This is a genomic window from Streptomyces niveiscabiei (assembly GCF_001419795.1).
In the GTDB taxonomy this organism is placed as follows: Bacteria; Actinomycetota; Actinomycetes; order Streptomycetales; family Streptomycetaceae; genus Streptomyces; species Streptomyces niveiscabiei.
The window spans coordinates 1-17,682 of record NZ_LIRL01000650.1 but is presented as its reverse complement, the minus strand read 5'-3'; the positions used below and the strand labels follow the sequence as shown (position 1 = coordinate 17,682).

Annotated in this window: 15 protein-coding genes; 6 read left to right on the top strand and 9 right to left on the bottom strand. The window is 68.9% G+C overall.

Annotation, left to right across the window (positions count from 1 at the left end):
* The first annotated feature begins 20 nt into the window (after window positions 1-20).
* From AOK24_RS29410 to AOK24_RS29395, 4 genes are all read left to right on the top strand, one after another.
* Window positions 21-1,025, top strand: coding sequence for an arabinan endo-1,5-alpha-L-arabinosidase (locus tag AOK24_RS29410; RefSeq protein ID WP_055723078.1), 1,005 nt, complete (start codon window positions 21-23; stop codon window positions 1,023-1,025).
* A 77-nt stretch (window positions 1,026-1,102) separates the two neighbouring features.
* Window positions 1,103-2,614 carry an arabinosylfuranosidase ArfA gene (arfA, locus tag AOK24_RS29405; RefSeq protein WP_055723077.1) on the top strand — a complete coding sequence of 504 codons (1,512 nt, stop codon included), beginning with the start codon at window positions 1,103-1,105 and terminating at the stop codon, window positions 2,612-2,614.
* Between the two features lie 52 nt (window positions 2,615-2,666).
* Complete coding sequence (locus AOK24_RS29400; protein WP_055723076.1) at window positions 2,667-3,125, top strand: RrF2 family transcriptional regulator; 459 nt, start codon at window positions 2,667-2,669, stop codon at window positions 3,123-3,125.
* Between the two features lie 244 nt (window positions 3,126-3,369).
* Window positions 3,370-4,020, top strand: coding sequence for a DUF4360 domain-containing protein (locus AOK24_RS29395; RefSeq protein ID WP_055723075.1), 651 nt, complete (start codon window positions 3,370-3,372; stop codon window positions 4,018-4,020).
* Between the two features lie 106 nt (window positions 4,021-4,126).
* Here AOK24_RS29395 and AOK24_RS29390 read toward each other — a convergent pair whose 3' ends face one another.
* A complete protein-coding gene (locus tag AOK24_RS29390; RefSeq protein ID WP_055723074.1) occupies window positions 4,127-4,906 on the bottom strand; it encodes an intradiol ring-cleavage dioxygenase in 780 nt (259 codons plus the stop codon).
* Between the two features lie 308 nt (window positions 4,907-5,214).
* Between AOK24_RS29390 and AOK24_RS29385 the strand changes: the two genes are divergently transcribed.
* Window positions 5,215-6,123 (top strand): arabinan endo-1,5-alpha-L-arabinosidase, encoded by a 909-nt coding sequence (locus AOK24_RS29385; protein WP_055723080.1) that lies wholly within the window; start codon window positions 5,215-5,217, stop codon window positions 6,121-6,123.
* 119 nt (window positions 6,124-6,242) lie between these two features.
* Here AOK24_RS29385 and AOK24_RS29380 read toward each other — a convergent pair whose 3' ends face one another.
* The 8 genes from AOK24_RS29380 to AOK24_RS29345 all read right to left on the bottom strand — a co-directional run bounded on the left by AOK24_RS29380 (window position 6,243) and on the right by AOK24_RS29345 (window position 16,840).
* A complete protein-coding gene (locus AOK24_RS29380) occupies window positions 6,243-8,114 on the bottom strand; it encodes a pyridoxal phosphate-dependent aminotransferase (protein ID WP_055723073.1) in 1,872 nt (623 codons plus the stop codon).
* A 195-nt stretch (window positions 8,115-8,309) separates the two neighbouring features.
* A complete protein-coding gene (locus AOK24_RS29375; protein WP_055723072.1) occupies window positions 8,310-9,491 on the bottom strand; it encodes an aldose epimerase family protein in 1,182 nt (393 codons plus the stop codon).
* Between the two features lie 57 nt (window positions 9,492-9,548).
* Complete coding sequence (gene mmsB / locus AOK24_RS29370; protein ID WP_055723071.1) at window positions 9,549-10,796, bottom strand: multiple monosaccharide ABC transporter permease; 1,248 nt, start codon at window positions 10,794-10,796, stop codon at window positions 9,549-9,551.
* Entirely contained in the window at window positions 10,793-12,343 is a 1,551-nt protein-coding gene (gene mmsA / locus AOK24_RS29365) for a multiple monosaccharide ABC transporter ATP-binding protein (RefSeq protein WP_055723070.1), read from the bottom strand. Before mmsA ends, mmsB begins: the two co-directional genes overlap by 4 nt.
* Before the next feature lie 32 nt (window positions 12,344-12,375).
* A complete protein-coding gene (gene chvE, locus AOK24_RS29360; protein ID WP_055723079.1) occupies window positions 12,376-13,485 on the bottom strand; it encodes a multiple monosaccharide ABC transporter substrate-binding protein in 1,110 nt (369 codons plus the stop codon).
* 81 nt (window positions 13,486-13,566) lie between these two features.
* On the bottom strand, window positions 13,567-14,535 hold the full coding sequence (locus AOK24_RS29355; protein WP_055723069.1) for a hypothetical protein: 969 nt from the start codon (window positions 14,533-14,535) through the stop codon (window positions 13,567-13,569).
* 140 nt (window positions 14,536-14,675) lie between these two features.
* A complete protein-coding gene (locus tag AOK24_RS29350; RefSeq protein ID WP_055723068.1) occupies window positions 14,676-15,680 on the bottom strand; it encodes a zinc-dependent alcohol dehydrogenase in 1,005 nt (334 codons plus the stop codon).
* Window positions 15,677-16,840: a mandelate racemase/muconate lactonizing enzyme family protein gene (locus AOK24_RS29345; RefSeq protein WP_055723067.1), complete on the bottom strand. Its 1,164-nt coding sequence runs from the start codon at window positions 16,838-16,840 to the stop codon at window positions 15,677-15,679. Before AOK24_RS29345 ends, AOK24_RS29350 begins: the two co-directional genes overlap by 4 nt.
* Window positions 16,841-17,052: 212 nt before the next feature.
* Here AOK24_RS29345 and AOK24_RS48745 point away from each other — a divergent pair.
* Window positions 17,053-17,682 (top strand): SCO2400 family protein (locus AOK24_RS48745; protein ID WP_055723066.1); only part of this gene is annotated, 630 nt, incomplete at its 3' end.

Genomic DNA, 17,682 nt, shown 5'->3' with positions numbered 1-17,682 from the left:
GACAGGTGCGAAGGACCCCCATGCGCCTGAGGATGGCGACACTCCTGGCCGCCGCGCTGCTCGCCTTCACCGCCACGACGACGAGCGCCACCGCTACGCCGCGTGCCACCCCTACGACGGCGAGCGCCGCCCCCGTCTACCCCGACCCCCAGCCCATCACCGGCCAGCAGATCATCCACGACCCCACCGTCATCCGCCTCAAGTCCGGCGGATACGCGGCCTATTCGACCGGCGGCGTGATCGGCGCCCGTCTCTCCGAGGACCGCGTCCACTGGACCGACGCGGGCAACGCCTTCGCGACGCCCCCGAGTTGGTGGTACGAGTACAACGACACCGGCGACCCCTGGGCGCCCGACATCACCTACCGCAGCGGCACGTACTGGCTGTACTACGCCGTCTCGTCCTGGGGCACCAACCACTCCGCGATCGGCTTCGCGACCTCCCCCTCCGGTCTCCCCGGCACCTGGACCGACCACGGCAAGGCGTTCACCTCCGAACGCACGGACACCTTCAACGCCATCGACCCGGCGTTGATCCAGGCCGGCGGGAAGCTGTGGATGAGCTTCGGCTCGTACTGGACCGGCATCCGCATGGTCGAGCTGGACCGCAGGACCGGCCGGGCCGTCCCCGGCGCCGAGGTCCACCACCTCGCGACCCGCCCCGACGCGCCGTACGCGGTCGAGGGGCCGTCCATCGTCCGGCACGGCCGGTACTACTACCTCTTCGCCTCCTACGACACCTGTTGTGCCGGAGTGAACTCCACGTACAAGATCAGGGTGGGCCGCTCCACCTCGGTGACCGGCCCTTATACCGACAGCCAGGGCCGTCCCCTGCTGGAGGGAGGCGGCGACCTCGTACTGGAGAGCCACGGGAGGTACGTGGGTACGGGGGGCGAGTCGGTCTTCCGGGACCGGGGACGGGACTGGCTGGCGTACCACTACTACGACGCCGACGACAACGGCGTACCGAAGCTGGGACTGAACCGGCTGGACTGGACGAGGGACGGCTGGCCGCACGTCGTCTAGTCCTCCCGGCCTAGCACCGCACTACCACAGCACCACGGCACGCCCCGGCCCACAGCACCGCAGCACGAAAGGAAGACATGCGCACCGCCCGCTTCACACTGGACCCCGCCTTCACGGTCGGCGAGGTCAGCCCCCGGCTCTTCGGCTCGTTCGTCGAACACCTCGGCCGCTGCGTCTACACCGGCATCTTCGAGCCCGGCCACCCCGCCGCCGACGCCGAGGGCCTGCGTCAGGACGTCCTCGACCTGGTCCGCGAACTCGGTGTCACCACCATCCGCTACCCCGGCGGCAACTTCGTCTCCGGCTACAAGTGGGAGGACTCGGTCGGCCCGGTGGAGGACCGCCCCCGCCGCCTCGACCTCGCCTGGCGCTCCACCGAGACCAACCGCTTCGGCCTCTCGGAGTACATCGCCTTCCTGCGCAAGCTCGGCCCGCAGGCGGAGCCGATGATGGCCCTCAACCTCGGTACCCGAGGGGTGGCCGAGGCACTGGAACTCCAGGAGTACGCCAACCACCCCTCAGGTACTGCCCTCGCGGAGCTACGGGTGGCGCACGGGGACAAGGAGCCCTTCGGCATCAAGCTCTGGTGCCTGGGCAACGAGTTGGACGGCCCCTGGCAGACCGGCCACAAGACCGCCGAGGAGTACGGCCGGATCGCCGCCGAGACGGCCCGCGCGATGCGCCAGATCGACCCGGGCGTCGAACTCGTCGCCTGCGGCTCCTCCAGCCAGTCCATGCCGACCTTCGCCGCCTGGGAGGCGACGGTCCTGGAGGAGACGTACGACCTCGTCGACTACATCTCCCTGCACGCCTACTACCAGCCCGAGAACGGCGACGTCGACTCCTTCCTGGCCTCCGCCGTCGACATGGAGTCCTTCATCGAGAACGTGGTCGCCACCGCCGACCACATCGGCGCGAAGCTGAAGTCGAAGAAGAAGATCAACCTCTCCTTCGACGAGTGGAACGTCTGGTACATCTCGGAGTGGCACGAGATCGAGAACTCCGGCGAGCGCGACTGGGCCGAGGCCCCCCGCCTCCTGGAGAACAACTACAGCGTCATGGACGCCGTCGTCTTCGGCTCCCTGCTCGTCGCCCTGCTGCGGCACGCCGACCGCGTCACCGTCGCCTGCCTCGCCCAGCTGGTCAATGTGATCGCCCCGATCCTGACCGAGCCGGGCGGGCCCGCGTGGCGGCAGACCACGTTCTTCCCGTTCGCGCAGGCCGCGCGGTACGGGCGGGGCGAGGTCCTCGACGTACGGGTGGACTCGCCGACGTACGACACGAAGAAGTTCGGCGAGACCGACCTGCTGCACGCCACCGCCGTACGCGGGGAGGACGGGTCGGTGACCGTGTTCGCGGTGAACCGGAGCCGTACCGAGGAGCTACCGCTGGAAGTAGCTCTCGGGGGGCTCGGCGTCGAGCGGGTCGTCGAGCACAGTGTCCTCGCCGACGCCGACCCTGATGCGCGTAATACCCTCGCCGAGCCCGAGCGGGTCACTCCGCACGCGGCCGAGGGCACCGCGCTGACGGACGGCACCCTCACCGCCGTACTGGAGCCGCTCTCCTGGAACGTCATCCGCCTCGCGTGAGGCGTGCCCGCCCCGTTCCGCCCGTGCCGGAGACTGCCCCCACAATGGGCGCATGAGGATCTCGGCACGGGCGGACTACGCGGTACGGGCGGTACTGGAGATCGCCGTACGCCAGGGGGACGACCCGGTGAAGACGGAGACCGTAGCCCTCGCGCAGGACATTCCGCACAAGTTCCTGGAAGGGATCCTCGGCGACCTGCGCCGCGCGGGCGTCGTCGACAGCCGGCGCGGCGGGGGCGGGGGGTACCGGCTCGCGCGGGACGCCGCCGCGATCACCGTCGCGGACGTCATCCGGGGGGTGGACGGGCCGATCGTCTCGGTACGGGGGGAGCGGCCGACGGAGCTGTCGTACAAGGGGACCGCCGAACCCCTGCTCCCGCTGTGGATCGCGCTGCGGGCCAACGTGCGGCGGATCCTGGAGGGGGTCACGATCGCGGACCTCGCGGGGGACGCGCTGCCGGGTCCGGTACGGGCGCTGGCGGCGGAACCGGCGGCCTGGGAGAACCCCTGAGACGCGCGCCCGGGACGCGCCCCCTAGACAGCTCCGCGTAGCCCTTGAGCCGTAACCGTGTAGTACTCACGTAGCACCCGTATGTGAACGGGACTCCTGTGAATGGCCGGAGTTCGACGTAGGCGCCGAACTCCCCAGTCCCTACGATGCGTTCGCCCCGGCCTTCACGGAAAGCGCACAGATTCTCCATAGGATTCCGGCCGAGGCGCGACCACCCCCCACGGACCGTTTCACGGGAGACCCCATGAGAACCGGTGCACTTCTGCTCGGCGGCGCGGCTGCCGCCCTCCTCGCCACGGCGCTCCCCGCCCAGGCTGACCCGGTGTTCGTCGACCCGCCGCCGGACAAGATCGTCATCAACCTCGCGACCATCAACGGCTCCGGCTGCCCCGCCGGCACCGCGGCCGTCGCCGTCTCCGAGGACAACACCGCCTTCACCGTCACCTACAGCGACTACCTCGCGCAGGCCGGCGGCAACTCCGACCCGACGGCGTTCCGCAAGAACTGCCAGCTCAGCATGGTCGTCCACGTCCCCGGCGGCTTCACCTACGCGATCGCGAGCGTCGACTACCGGGGCTTCGCGTCCCTCCAGCGCGGCGCGAGCGGCATGCAGCGGGCCTCGTACTACTTCCAGGGCTCCCCGCAGACGGTGTCCAAGAGCCACAGCTTCAACGGCGCCCTCACCGACAACTGGCAGGCCACCGACTCCACCGAGTGGGCTCAACTCGTGTGGGCGCCCTGTGGAGTCCAGCGCAACTTCAACGTCAACACCGAGGTGCGGGTGACCGCCGGGTCGCAGTCGCCGGGCAAGGTCAGCTTCATGACCATGGACTCGACGGACGGCGAGCTCTCGACGATCTACCACGTCGCGTGGAAGGAGTGCCCGGCGAAGTAACTCCCCGGCGGACGGCGCCGGTGCGAGCAACAGCCGCCGTCACAAGGGGAGTTGCTGCAACTCCCGTCGGGACGGCCCCGGTTGGCGCCGGGGCCGCCCCGCCCGGCTACCTCTCGACGCCGAGCGTCAGCGTGCCGGAGTAGCCCGAGGCCGGTGAACTGCCCAGCGCGGCAAGGGTGAGGAGGCCCGACGCGGCGCCCCCGTCGTCGTAGATCGAGTCCTGCGCGAGCGTCGTACGGGGCACCGTGTTCGTGCTGTACGGCGTCAGCGCGCCGACCCTCGCCGTGACCGTCTCGTCGAAGAACAGCTGGCCGGTGTGGAGTTCCTGGCCGCCGGTGAACGAGCCGTCCGGGGTGAGCGTGACGTCCGTGTGGACCTTCACATGGATGTGGATGCAGCGTCCCCGGTACCAGCCCGGGTACACCGTCGTGATGGCGGCGACCCCGGCGGAGTTCGTCAGGACGCCGCCGCGCAGGAACGTGCCGCTGTCCGGCTCGCTGTGGCCGTTGCTGCCGACGAAGCCGGAGTACTCGCCCAGCACGTCCGCTTGCCAGATCTCCACCAGCGCGTTCGGGATCACCGCGCAGGTGTCGTCGTCCACGACGGTGAGCGTGAGCTTCAGCGGGAAGCCGGCCTTGCCCTCGGTGATGTCCGCCCTGACGTACTGCCCGTCGAGATAGTAGGGACCTTCCGTCATCTCCTTCGTCAGCGTGCAGACGGCCGCCGCGGCGACCGGCTCTGCCTTCACCGTCTGCGAGCCCGCGGTTCCTCGCGCGGACGCGACGCCTACGGCCAGGGTCGCGGCCGTCGCCCCGCCCGCGACCAGCAGGGCGCGCCGGCCGACGGGGAGGCGGGGTTCGGGGGTGCTCGATGATTTCTCTGTCATGGACACGGCACCATAGGGGCGGTTCCTGTATCTGAGCTGTCAGATAAGTAAAGTGACGGCTCGTCAAGTCGTCTGTCGGACAGGAGCGTTGGGGGAGGCCGGGCGGTCCGGCGTTTTCGAAGAGTTTCGAGTGGATGCCAGGGTCGTTGACGCGCAAAGGGTTCGATTCTACCGTCCCGTCCGATGACGCGACCGCCGTTCGGGAGACCGAACGGTGAACTCCCCCCACCCCAAGGAGCGTCCAGGTGATCCGTACCTCCCGCAGAGCCGCACTGCTCGCCCTCCCCGCCGCGTTTCTGCTCGCGCTGATGCCGACCGCCGCCTCCGCCTACCCCAACCCCGGCCGGGTCACAGGGAGTACGGTCGTCCATGACCCGACGATGATCAAGACCTCCGGCGGGCGGTACCTGCTCTACGCGACCGGGGGCGGCATCTCGTACCGGACCTCCACCGACCGGACCGCGTTCAGCGCCGGCGGCGACGCCTTCGCCAGGAAGCCGAGTTGGTGGTCCTCGTACGGGGCCACCGAAGCCTGGGCGCCGGACATCTCGTACCGCGGCGGCAAGTACCTGCTCTACTACGCCGTTTCGACCTTCGGGTCCAACAAGTCGGCGATAGGGCTGGCCACTTCGCCCACCGGGCTGCCCGGGTCCTGGACCGACCAGGGCACCGTCTACACCTCCGCCACCTCCAGCGACTACAACGCCATCGACCCCAACCTCTTCGTGAACGACGACGGCAAGTGGTGGCTGTCGTTCGGGAGTTGGTGGACGGGCCTGAAGATGATCCAGCTCGACCCCGGCACCGGCAAGCAGCTCGCGGGCAACACGACCCGGTACTCCATCGCGTCCCGCCCCACCGGGACGAAGGCGGTCGAGGCGCCGTTCGTCGTGAAGCGCAACGGGTACTACTACCTCTTCGCGTCGTACGACACGTGCTGCGCGGGCACGAGCTCGACGTACAAGGTCAAGGTCGGCCGCGCCACCAGCGTCACGGGCCCGTACTACGACAAGAACGGCGTCGCCCTGACGAACAACGGCGGCACCCCCGTCCTGGAGACCCACGGCAGTGTCATCGGCCCCGGCGGCCAGTCCATCATGGCCGACTCCGACGGCGACCTGATCGTCTACCACTACTACGACGGCAACGACAACGGCACCCCCAAGCTCGGCATCAACCTGCTGAACTGGAGCTCGGGCTGGCCGGTGGCCTACTGAGACACGAAGAAAGGGCGGCACCCGTAGTCCCCCGGTATCCCTCCCGATACTGAAGTACTACGGATACCGCCCTGGCTCTCAGGTACTACGCCACAGAGCCCGGCGGGCCCCGGAGGGTACTACCCCGCCTGCCCCATCCCCGCCGCGTTCGGCCAGCTCCCCGCGTTCGGCCACCCCGTGGCCGGCGCCGGGGTCAGCCCGTTCGTCCCCCGGACCTGGGCCGCCGTGAGCCCGCCTCGCGCCGGTACGCCGGGCGGCGTCATACCGGGCACACCGGCCGGCGGAACCGGCGACGCGGCGGGAGCCATCGACGGAGCGGGAGCCATCGGCGGCACCGGGGCCTGCGGCATCGGAGCCGCCTGAGGCGCCGGCATCGGTATGCCCGCCCCGTTCGACGGCATCGGTATCTGCTGAGGCACCTGAGCGGCCATCATCGGCGCCCCCATCGGCGCCTGCCCCATGACCTGCCCCATGGCCGGAGCCATCGCCGCGGGCTGCATCGCAGCCGGAGCGGCAGGAGCAGCAGGAGCAGCGGAAGCCGCCGGAGCAGCCGGAGCCATAGAAGCCGCCGGCGCCATGGAGGCCACCGGCGCCATAGAAGCCGCCGGAGCCATGGAGGCCACCGGCGCCATGGAAGCAGCCGGCGCCATGGAAGCCACCGGCGCCAAGGGACTCGGCGCAACCGGCGGAGCCACCGGCATCTGCGACGGCAGTCCGGCTCCGACGGCCGCCGCCATCGGAGCCGGGGCGCCGGCCGCGAGGGCCTGAGCGGCAAGTCCCTGCATGCCGGCGCCGTTCGTGACCAGCCGGTCGACCGCGGCCGTACCGGAGCTGTACCCCACCGCAGGGGCCAGCTCGGGCACGGGGTTGCCCCGGCGCGTCCCGTAGAGCACCTGTTCCATGCCGGACACCAGACGGCGTACGTCGACCTGGGGGCGCACCACGAGCCGCAGGAAGCGGCTGGAGGAGCCGATCTTGTTGCCGCACTCCCGGACCAGGACCCGGTGCTCGGTGAGCAGCCGGTCGCGGACCACCGTCCCCTCGGCCCCCACCGGAAGACGGACGAAGAGGAAGTTCCCCTGCGAGGGGTAGACCGTGAGCCCCGGCAGCGCGGAGAGCTGACTGGCCATCTCCAGCCGGTCCTTGCGCACCTGCATCAGACTCTGGGCGTACTCGGGCCCGTGGTCCTTCAGCATGAACACCACGTGCTCGGCGAAGGAGTTGAGGTTCCACTTCGGCAGCATCGAGCGGACCTTGCCGGCCAGCGACGGGTTCGCGACGAGGTACCCGAACCGGATCCCGTGCAGCCCGAAGTTCTTGCCGAGGCTGCGCAGCACGACGACGTTCGGCCGCAGCATGGCCTCCTGGACGACGCTGGGTTCCTGCTCGGCGTCGGAGAACTCCAGGAACGACTCGTCGATGACGATGAGGTCGAGGTCGGCCATCGTGTCCATGAACTGCACCAGCGCCTGCCGGTGCTGGAAGCCGCCGTCGGGGTTGTTGGGGTTGCAGATCACCGCGACCCGCGTCCCCCGGGTCCGGATGAACTCCGCGTACTGCGCGAGGTCGAGGACGAACCCGTTGGCCTCCTGGAGCGGGAACATGTCGACCCGCTTGCCGGTCTCCATCGGCTGGTCGGTCCACCGCCCGAACGTCGGCACCGGCACCGCGAGCGACTCGCGCACCAGCAAGTGGTCGATCCAGGTGATGAGTTCGGTGGAGCCGTTGCCCATCGCCACGGCCTGCGGCGGGAGTTGGAGGAGGTTGCACAGCTCGGACGTGATCGTGTCGGCGCTGCTCGGGTAGTACGTGATGATGTCGCGGAACCGCGCCGCCATGTCGTCGAACATCGCGGGCGTCGGGAAGTACGGGTTGCACGGGATACAGAAGTCGACCGGGCCGGTGCCCTCCCCGCCTTCTCGCGTCAACGCGGCCATCGACGGGCTGTGCGCCGTCGTGCTGCGGAACAACGAGGTGACGTTGTCGGCCATGGAACCTCCGTTGTGGGCGGGCCCGTTGGGGACGACCGGGCCCGTCGCGGCTGGGCGGCCCGGACGAAGAAGCCCGGGCCGCCCCTACATACGGAGGCTGGAGTGGCGCTGTTCACCCACTGAGAAATCGGTAAGAGGTTGTGAGTCTTCTGTGGGCAACGTCCGTATGGCTAAAGCCTGTTCACCGGCTCGAGCTCACCGCGCGCTGAACGAGTGCACCGTCCGCGTCCGGTACGTCTGCCCCGGCCGCAGCGTCGTCGAGGGGAACTTCGGCTGGTTCGGCGCGTCCGGGAAGTGCTGCGTCTCCAGGCAGAGCGCGTCACCCTGGCGGTAGACGTGCCCGTCGGTCCCGGTCAGGGTGCCGTCGAGGAAGTTGCCGGAGTAGAACTGGAGCCCCGGCTGGTCGGTGGCGATCTTCAGGGTGCGGCCGGTCTTCGGGTCGCGCAGCGTCGCGACGTGCACCGGCTTCGCCGTGATCCCCTTGTCCAGCACCCAGTTGTGGTCGAACCCCTTGGCGAGGATCAGCTGGTCGTGCCCGGCGCGGATGTCGCGGCCGATGGCCTTGGGCTTGCGGAAGTCGAAGGGGGTGCCGGCGACCCGGGCCAGCTCACCCGTGGGGATGAGGCCGGAGTCGGTCGGGGTGTAGCGGCCGGCGGCGATCGTCAGCTCGTGGTTCTCGATCGTGCCGCTGCCCTCGCCCGCGAGGTTCCAGTACACGTGGCTCGTGAGGTTGACGACGGTGGCCTTGTCGGTGGTGGCCTCGTAGTCGATGACCCAGTCGCCGTGCTTGGTGAGCGTGTACGTCACCTTGGTCTTCAGCGTCCCCGGGTAGCCCATCTCCCCGTCGGCGCTGGTGTAGTACAGGCGCAGCCCGACGTCCGTGCCCTTGACGAACGGCTCGACGTTCCAGACGTGCTTGTCGAAGCCCTTGGCGCCGCCGTGCAGGCTGTTGTCGCCGTCGTTCACGGACAGCTGGTACTGCTTGCCGTCCAGGGTGAACTTGCCCTTGCCGATGCGGTTGCCGTACCGCCCGATCAGCGCGCCGAAGTAGGGGGACTTGGCGACGTAGTCCTCCAGGTTGTCGAACCCGGCGGAGATGTTGGCGTAGTGGCCCTTGCGGTCCGCCGTCTCCAGCGAGTGGACGATACCCCCGTACGACAGGACCTTCAGCTTCGTCCCGCCGTTGGCCAGCGACCAGACGTACACCTTGGTGCCGTCGGCGAGCGTGCCGAAGAGCTTGCGCGACGGAGCCCTGCCGCCGGAGGCTGCCCCTGAAGTACTGGTACCCGTGCTCGCCTCGGCCGTCCCGCCGAGGGTGCTCGCGGCGATGCCCGCCGCGGCGGCGCCCGCGATGACCGTGCGTCTGTTCAGTTCCATATCTGCGGCCCCTTATGGGAAGGGCCCCACCCCCTCGGGGGTGAGGCCCGGAGATGGTTACGAACCGGACTTGCGCTTGTTCCACACGTCGAACCCGACCGCGGCCAGCAGGGCGAGGCCCTTGATGACCTGTTGCCAGTCGGAGCCGACGCTCAGGAGGTTCATGCCGTTGTTCAGCACACCGAGGACGAGACCGCCGATGATCGCGCCGAGGACGGTACCCACGCCGCCGCTCATGGACGCGCCACCGATGAACGAGGAGGCGATGGCCTCCAGTTCGAAGCTCAGACCCGCCTTCGGAGACGCCGCGTTCAGACGGGCGGCGACCACCAGACCCGCCAGGGCCGCGAGCACGCCCATGTTGAGGAAGACAAGGAAGGTGACCTTCTTGTCCTTGACGCCGGACAGCTTGGCCGCCGGGAGGTTGCCGCCGATCGCGTAGATGTGCCGCCCGAACACCGAGTTGCGCATCAGGTAGCCGTAACCCACCACCAGCACACCGAGGATGAGCAGGATGATCGGCGCGCCCTTGTAGCTGGCGAGCAGCATCGTCACCGCGAGGATCGCCGCCGAGATCGCGACGATCTTCAGCAGGAACAGGTTGAACGGCACGACGTCGAGCGCGAACTCCTGCTGCCGCTTGCGGTCCCGGACCTCCTGGATGACCGTGAAGGCGATCAGGACGAAGCCCAACAGCAGCGTGATGTTGTGGTAGTTGGTGTCCGGACCGGCCTCGGGCAGGAAGCCGTTGCCCATCTTCTGGAGCCCGTCGGGGAACGGGCCGAGGGTCTGGCCCTCCAGCAGGATCTCCGTCAGCCCGCGGAAGAGCAGCATCCCGGCGAGGGTGACGATGAACGAGGGTATGCCGAAGTAGGCGATGAGGAAGCCTTGTACGGCCCCGGCGACCGCCCCCACCAGCAGGCACAGCACCAGCGCGACCGGCCAGGACACGCTGTGCTGCACGGTCAGTACGGCCGCGAAGGCACCGACGAACGCCGTCACCGAACCGACCGACAGGTCGATGTGCCCGGCGATGATGACCAGCATCATGCCGATGGCCAGGATCAGGATGTAGCTGTTCTGGAGGACCAGGTTGGAGACGTTGCGCGGCAGCAGCAGGTCGCCGCTGGTCCAGACCTGGAACAGCAGGATGATCAGGCCGAGCGCGATCAGCATGCCGTACTGGCGCATGTTGCGGCGCAGGCCGTTCAGCACCAACTGGAGGAGATTCCCGCCGGCTTGGGAGCCACCGCCCTTGCCGGGCGGAGCCGCTGCCGGGCTCTTGTCGGTCACGTCGGTGCTCATCGCGTTACCTCTTTGTCCTTCGTCATCTGACGCATCAGCACTTCCTGCGTGGCCTCGGCCCGCGAGAACTCACCGGTGAGCCGCCCGGCGGCCATGGTGTAGATGCGGTCGCACATGCCGAGCAGTTCGGGCAGTTCGGAGGAGATGAAGACGACCGCCTTGCCCTGGGCGGCCAACTGGTCGATGACCGTGTAGATCTCGTACTTGGCGCCCACGTCGATCCCGCGCGTGGGCTCGTCCAGGATCAGCACCTCGGGACCCGCGAAGATCCACTTGCTGAGGACGACCTTCTGCTGGTTGCCGCCGGAGAGCTTGCCCACCGGCTCGAACACCGTCGGCGCCTTGATGTTCATCGACTTGCGGTAGCCCTCGGAGACCTTCTGCTCCTCGTGCTCGTCGACGATGCCCCGCTTGGCGACCTTGCCCAGCGCGGTCAGCGAGATGTTGCGGTTGATGGTGTCGATGAGGTTCAGGCCGTAGTGCTTGCGGTCCTCGGTGACGTACGCGATGCCGTGCTGGACGGCCTCGGCGACCGTCTTCGTCCGGATCTCCTTGCCGTCCTTGAGGACCGTGCCGCCGCCGTAACGGCCGTACGTGCGGCCGAAGACGCTCATCGCCAGCTCGGTGCGGCCGGCTCCCATCAGGCCCGCGATGCCGACGATCTCCCCACGCCGTACGTGAAGTGACACATCGTCAACCACCTTGCGGTGCTGGTCGATCGGGTGACCCACGGTCCAGCCCTTGATCTCCAGGGCCGGCGCGTCGTCCACCTCCCCGTCGTACGTGCTGCGTTCGGGGAAGCGGTGGTCGAGGTCGCGGCCGACCATGCCGCTGATGATCCGGTCCTCGGTGGTCTCCGCCGCCTTCACGTCCAGCGTCTCGATGGACCGGCCGTCGCGGATGATCGTCACCGAGTCGGCGACCTTGCGGATCTCGTTGAGCTTGTGGGAGATGATGATCGAGGTGATGCCCTGTTTCTTCAACTCCAGGATGAGATCGAGGAGTTTGTCGCTGTCCTCGTCGTTGAGCGCCGCCGTCGGCTCGTCGAGGATCAGCAGCTTCACCTTCTTCGAGAGCGCCTTCGCGATCTCCACCAGCTGCTGCTTGCCGACGCCGATGTCGGCGACCCGGGTGTCCGGGTGGTCCGTGAGGCCCACCCGGCGCAGCAGCTGGGTGGCGTGCCGCAGCGTCTCGCGCCAGTCGATGAACCCGCCCTTGGCATGCTCGTTGCCGAGGAAGATGTTCTCCGCCAGCGAGAGGTACGGCGACAGCGCCAGCTCCTGGTGGATGATGACGATGCCGCGGTGCTCGCTCGCCCGGATGTCCTTGAACTCGCAGGGCTCACCCTCGAAGAGGATGTCGCCCTCGTAACTCCCGTGCGGGTGAACGCCGGAGAGGACCTTCATCAGCGTCGACTTGCCGGCGCCGTTCTCCCCGCAGATGGCGTGGACCTCGCCCTGACGGACGGTCAGAGTGACGTCCGAGAGCGCTTTGACACCGGGAAAGGTCTTGACGATCGAGCGCATTTCCAGGACGGGTCCCGCCATGGTCGTGCCTTCCAATCCTTATGGGCCGACGCTTACTTGAGCTGGTCCGCCGTGTAGAAGCCGCTCTGGACGAGTTCCTTCTCGTAGTTGGTCTTGTCGACGCTCACCGGCTCCAGCAGGAAGGCCGGGACGACCTTCGTGCCGTTGTCGTACGTCTTCGTGTCGTTGATCTCCGGCTTCTTGCCGTTCAGCGACGCGTCGACCATGTCGGTCGCGGACTGCGCGAGCTTGCGCAGGTCCTTGAAGACCGACATCGACTGCTGGCCCGCGATGATCGACTTCACCGACGCGATCTCGGCGTCCTGGCCGGTGATGACCGGCAGCGGCTTGGCGGCGGTGCCGTAGCCGTCGGAGCGCAGCGCGGCGATGATGCCGATCGAGATGCCGTCGTACGGCGAGAGCACCGCGTCGACCCGGCCCGAGGTGTACGTCGAGGTGAGGATGTCCTCCATGCGGCGCTGCGCGGTCGCGCCGTCCCAGCGCAGCGTGGTGACCTTGGTCAGCTCGGTCTGGCCGGACTTGACGACGAGCTTCTTCGAGTCGATGTACGGCTTGAGGACGCTCATCGCGCCGCCGAAGAAGTACTTGGTGTTGTTGTCGTCGTTGGAGCCGGCGAACAGCTCGATGTTGAACGGGCCCTTGCCGCTCGCGAGGCCCAACTTGTCGACCAGGTACTGCGCCTGGAGCTTGCCGACCTTCTCGTTGTCGAACGAGGCGTAGTAGTCGACGTTCTTCGTGCCGAGGATCAGGCGGTCGTAGGAGATCACCGGGATCTTCGCGTCGGCGGCCTGCTGGAGCACGTTGTTGAGCGACTTGTTGTCGATCGCCGCGATGATCAGCGCCTTGACGCCCTGCGTGATCAGGTTCTCGATCTGCGAGACCTGCTGGTCGGGCTCGTCCTCGCCGTAGACCAGCTTCGTCTTGTAGCCCTTGGCCTCCAGGTCCTTCACGACGTTCTTGCCGTCGGCGATCCACCGCTCGGAGGACTTGGTCGGCATCGAGATACCGACCAGGGCGCCCTTGCTGCTGTCGCCCGACTTCTCCTCGCTGCCGCCCTCGCCGCTCTGGCCGCAGGCGGACAGGGTCAGGGCGAGGGAGGCGGCGCCGGCTATGGCGGCGAGTACGGCTCTGCGGTTGCGCATGGTGATCAATCCTTGTGTTCTCGTCGTTGAGAGACCGGCGTCCCCGTCAGGCGCCGGGTCGTGCACGCTGTGTACGGCTGCTCAGTCCCCGGTCGGGAAGCGGTTGAGCGTTCCCGGCAGCCGGGAGCCGAGCGGCGCCATCGCGCCGTCCGCGCCGTGCCGGGCGAGCAGGTCCAGGGCGAGCCGGCCGCGCCGGACCCGTTCCCGGGCGGTGTCCAGGGTGACGTCCCGCAGGTGGGTGCCCCACGGGTAGATCGAAGGCGCCTTGGACAGACCGAACTTGAGGTAGAGCGGTGCGCCGCGCCGGATCAGCTCGGCGACCTCGTACATCCGCACGTAGCCGCCGAGGTCGTCGGGGGCCTCGATGTACATGTCCATGGGAGCGCCCGACACCCGCCGGATCTCGGTGAGGTGATCCAGCGTCAGATCGCTGGGCACGTTCACCGAGTCGGCGCCGAGCCGCTCGTAGACCGCGTACGCCGCCGGGTTGACCGGGCCGATCAGCGCGGACACCTTCAGCGTGGTGTCGGCGGGGATGATGCCCTGCTCGCGGGCGCGGTGCAAGGTCCACAGCACGCCCTCGTCGGCGACGAGCAGACACTTGACGCCCAACTCCGTGGCCCGGACGGCGTCTTCGACACAGCCGGCGACCGCGTCGTGGCCGCGGGCGCGCAGGCCGCCGCCGCGCGAGTCGGTGCGGGTGGAGCCGCCGATGTCCCAGGTGCCGCGCGGGCCGGTGAACAGGCAGAGCTCGATGTCGCGTTCGGCGGTCGCCTCGACCATCTCGGTGATCTCGGCGTCGGACAGCATCCACACCCCGCTGCCCTGGCTGATCCGGTGGATCGGCACGTCGAGGCGGGAGGACTCCTTGAGTACGACGGCCAGCGCTTCGGGACCCTCGCAGGAAGGGACCTCGGTGCGCCAGGTGCCGCCGCCCGGGAAGGTGTGGGCGGAGGCGTCGGCGGGGTCGAGGGCGGGCGCACCCAGGCCGAGCGCGGTGAGCACGGGCTCACCGGGACGACGGGCTGCCGGAACGGAAGCGTCGGTCACAAGCTTTCCTTCGTTGTCCTGGAGGTTCGATATTTCGGACGAGGTTCGCGGCTCGGGGTGCGGGTGGAGCGCGGGGGTGGAGCGCGGGTACCTCTCGAGAGGTACGCGGGTACTTCTCGAGAGCTACAGGTACCGGGGTACTACGGCTTCAGCAGGACCTTGCCGACCTTCGGATCCCCGGAGCCGACCAGCTCGATCGCCTCGGAGAACTCCGCGAGCGGCAGCTCGTGCGTCACCAGCGGCAGCGGATCGAGGAGCCCGGCGCCGAAGACCCGCACGGTGTGCGCCCAGGCGTCCGGCGGCGCCCCGAACACGGTGTGCACCTCCAGCTGCCGTACGACGAGGTCGGTCGGGTCGAGACCCTCGGCGCCCGGCGCCGGGATCCCGGTCAGCACCAGCCGCCCCCCGCGCCGCAGCAGCGAGGCCGCCGTACGCGCCGCCGAGGCGGAACCGGCCGTCTCGATCACCACGTCGAAGTCGTCCGACAGCTCTTGGTCGCGCGTGCGGAAGTCGCTCGCCCCGAACTGCCGCGACAGCGCCTCCCGGTCGTTCCGGGTCCCCACGACGAGCAGTTCGGCCGGCGATCCCGCCTTCAGGAACTGAACGGCGAACATCCCGAGCGTCCCGGTCCCGACGACCGCCACCCGCTCACCCGGCAGCGCGTTCGCCTTGATCGCGGCAGCCGCGATACAGGCGGCCGGTTCCAGCAGCGCGGCGGCGGTCAGGTCCGCGTCCTCCGGGAGAACGTGCAGCAACCGGGCCGGAAGCGTCAGCGTCGAGGCCATCGCGCCCGGCTGCGTGAACCCGGTCTCCTCGTACCCGTCGGTGCACAGCGTCGTCTCACCGGCGTGACAGCGGTCGCACACCTGGCAGTTGCGGAAGCCCTCCCCGACGACCTTGCGGCCTACGAGAGTTGAAGGCACCCCGGCGCCGACCGCCTCGACGGTCCCGGACCACTCGTGACCCGGCGTGAGGGGGTAACGGACGTACCCCTCGGGCCTGTTGCCCTGGTACACCTCGCGGTCGCTGCCGCAGATGCCCGTCGCGTGGACCCGTACCAGCGCCTCGCCCGCCAGCGGCTCGCGCGGCGTGTGCGGCTCGACGCGGTGCTCGCCCGGCGCCTGGACGACGACCTGCGTGCTCACTGCGTGCCCTTCGGCTTGCGCTGCTCCCAGCCCTCGGCCCACAGGTCGAACCGGGCCTGCTGCTGCGGGAATTCGGCCGCCGCGTCCGCGTCGAACTCGACGCCGAGACCCGGCGCGTCCGACAGGTGGAAGCACCCAGTCTCGGGGTCGACCTCAGGCGCACCCTTCACGATCTTCTTGATCTCCGCGTCCGCGAAGTCGTTGAAGTGCTCCAGGATCTTGAAGTTCGGGGAGGTGAACCCGACTTGGAGCGAGGCGGCGGTCAGCACGGACCCGCCGACGTTGTGCGGGGCGACCAGCATGTAGTGCGTCTCGGCGGTCGCCGCGAGCTTGCGGGTCTCCCAGATGCCGCCGATGTGGCCGACGTCCGGCTGGATGATGTCCACGGCCTGGCTCTCGAACAGCTCGCGGAACTCGATGCGGTCGTGGATGCGCTCACCGGTCGCGACCGGGATGTCGACCTTCGCCGCAACCTTTTCGAGAGCTTTCAGGTTCTCCGGCGGGCACGGCTCCTCCAGCCACGCGGGCTTGAAGGGCGCGAGCTCGTTCGCCAGGCGCACGGCGGTGGACGGCGAGAACCGGCCATGCATCTCCAGCATCAGCTCCGCGTCCGGGCCGATCGCGTCGCGCACGGCCTCGATCAGCGAGACCGCGTACAGGGTCTGCTCGTGGTCCAGCTCGAAGTGGCCGGTCCCGAACGGGTCGATCTTCAGCGCCTTGTACCCGCGCGCCATCACGCCCTGCGCGGCCTTGTGGTACGCCTCGGGGGTGCGCTCGGTGGTGTACCAGCCGTTCGCGTACGCCTTGACCTTGTCGGTCACCTTGCCGCCCAGCAGCTGCCACACCGGCACGCCCAGGGCCTTGCCCTTGATGTCCCAGCAGGCCATCTCGATGACCGCGATGCCGGACATCACGATCTCGCCGGCACGGCCGTAGTCGCCGTACTTCATCCGGCGCACGAGGTCTTCCGTCGCGAACGGGTCGGAGCCGAGAATGTGGTTGGTCTCGGCTTCGCGCAGGTAGCCGATCAGTGCGTCGGTGTGGCCCAGCATCCGGGTCTCGCCGACTCCGGTGATCCCTTCGTCAGTGTGCACCTGGACGTAGGTCAGGTTGCGCCACGGCGTCCCGACCACGTGTGTGCTGATTCCGGTGATACGCACGGATGTTGCCCCTCAGCTGTTCGAGATTTCGTCACACGTTCGAAATGCTGGCGTGACAGTAAGGACGGCGTGAGGGGAGTGTCAATGGGTCGAACGCATAACGGTTTCGACAGTTTCGCTCCGGCCCACCAGGTTTCGATCGCCTGTTCCCACGAAACCTCCACAGGCTCCTCTAGGAAATCCACGTGTCGGGAACCTAGTCTTCCCGCGTCATGGACTACTGCCACTCCTGCCGACGCCACCTGAACGGCGCACTCGCCTGCCCCGGCTGCGGCGCCTCCGCCGCGTCGCTACGCGCGTATCCGGAGGGGTACGGGGAGCAGGGCGGAGCGGCTCAGGAGCCGTACGGGGTGATACCCGAGGCGTACGGGTACGAGCCGGCCCCGGAACCGGTCACAGAGCCCGTCACCGAACCGGTCGCGGCCGAGTCCCCCGCGAGTACGACGGGTATGACGCCGCCGGCCGAGGGTGGCCGCGCGGCCCGCCGCCGGGGTCGTACCGTCCCCCCGGAGAGCCAGTCCGACGACACCGGCGCCACCGACGACGACAGCGCGACCGACGACGACGCCGACGGCGAGGACGGACACCCGGCGTCCGGAGCGAGCCGTCGCGATCGCAAGGCGTCCGCGCACCGAAGACGCCGTCGCCGTGCCGCACTGATCGCGGCCGGCGTGATCCTGCTCACGGCCGGTGTCGGCCTCGCGGAACTCGGCATGGACGCCCCCGGCTCCTCCTCCGGCAACCCGGCGGCGGCCGGCGGCGAGTTCGCCGAGGTCGACGGCGCGTTCCCGACGCCCGGCAACCCGGCCCGTGCCCTGGACGACCCCTCCTCACCTGCGAAG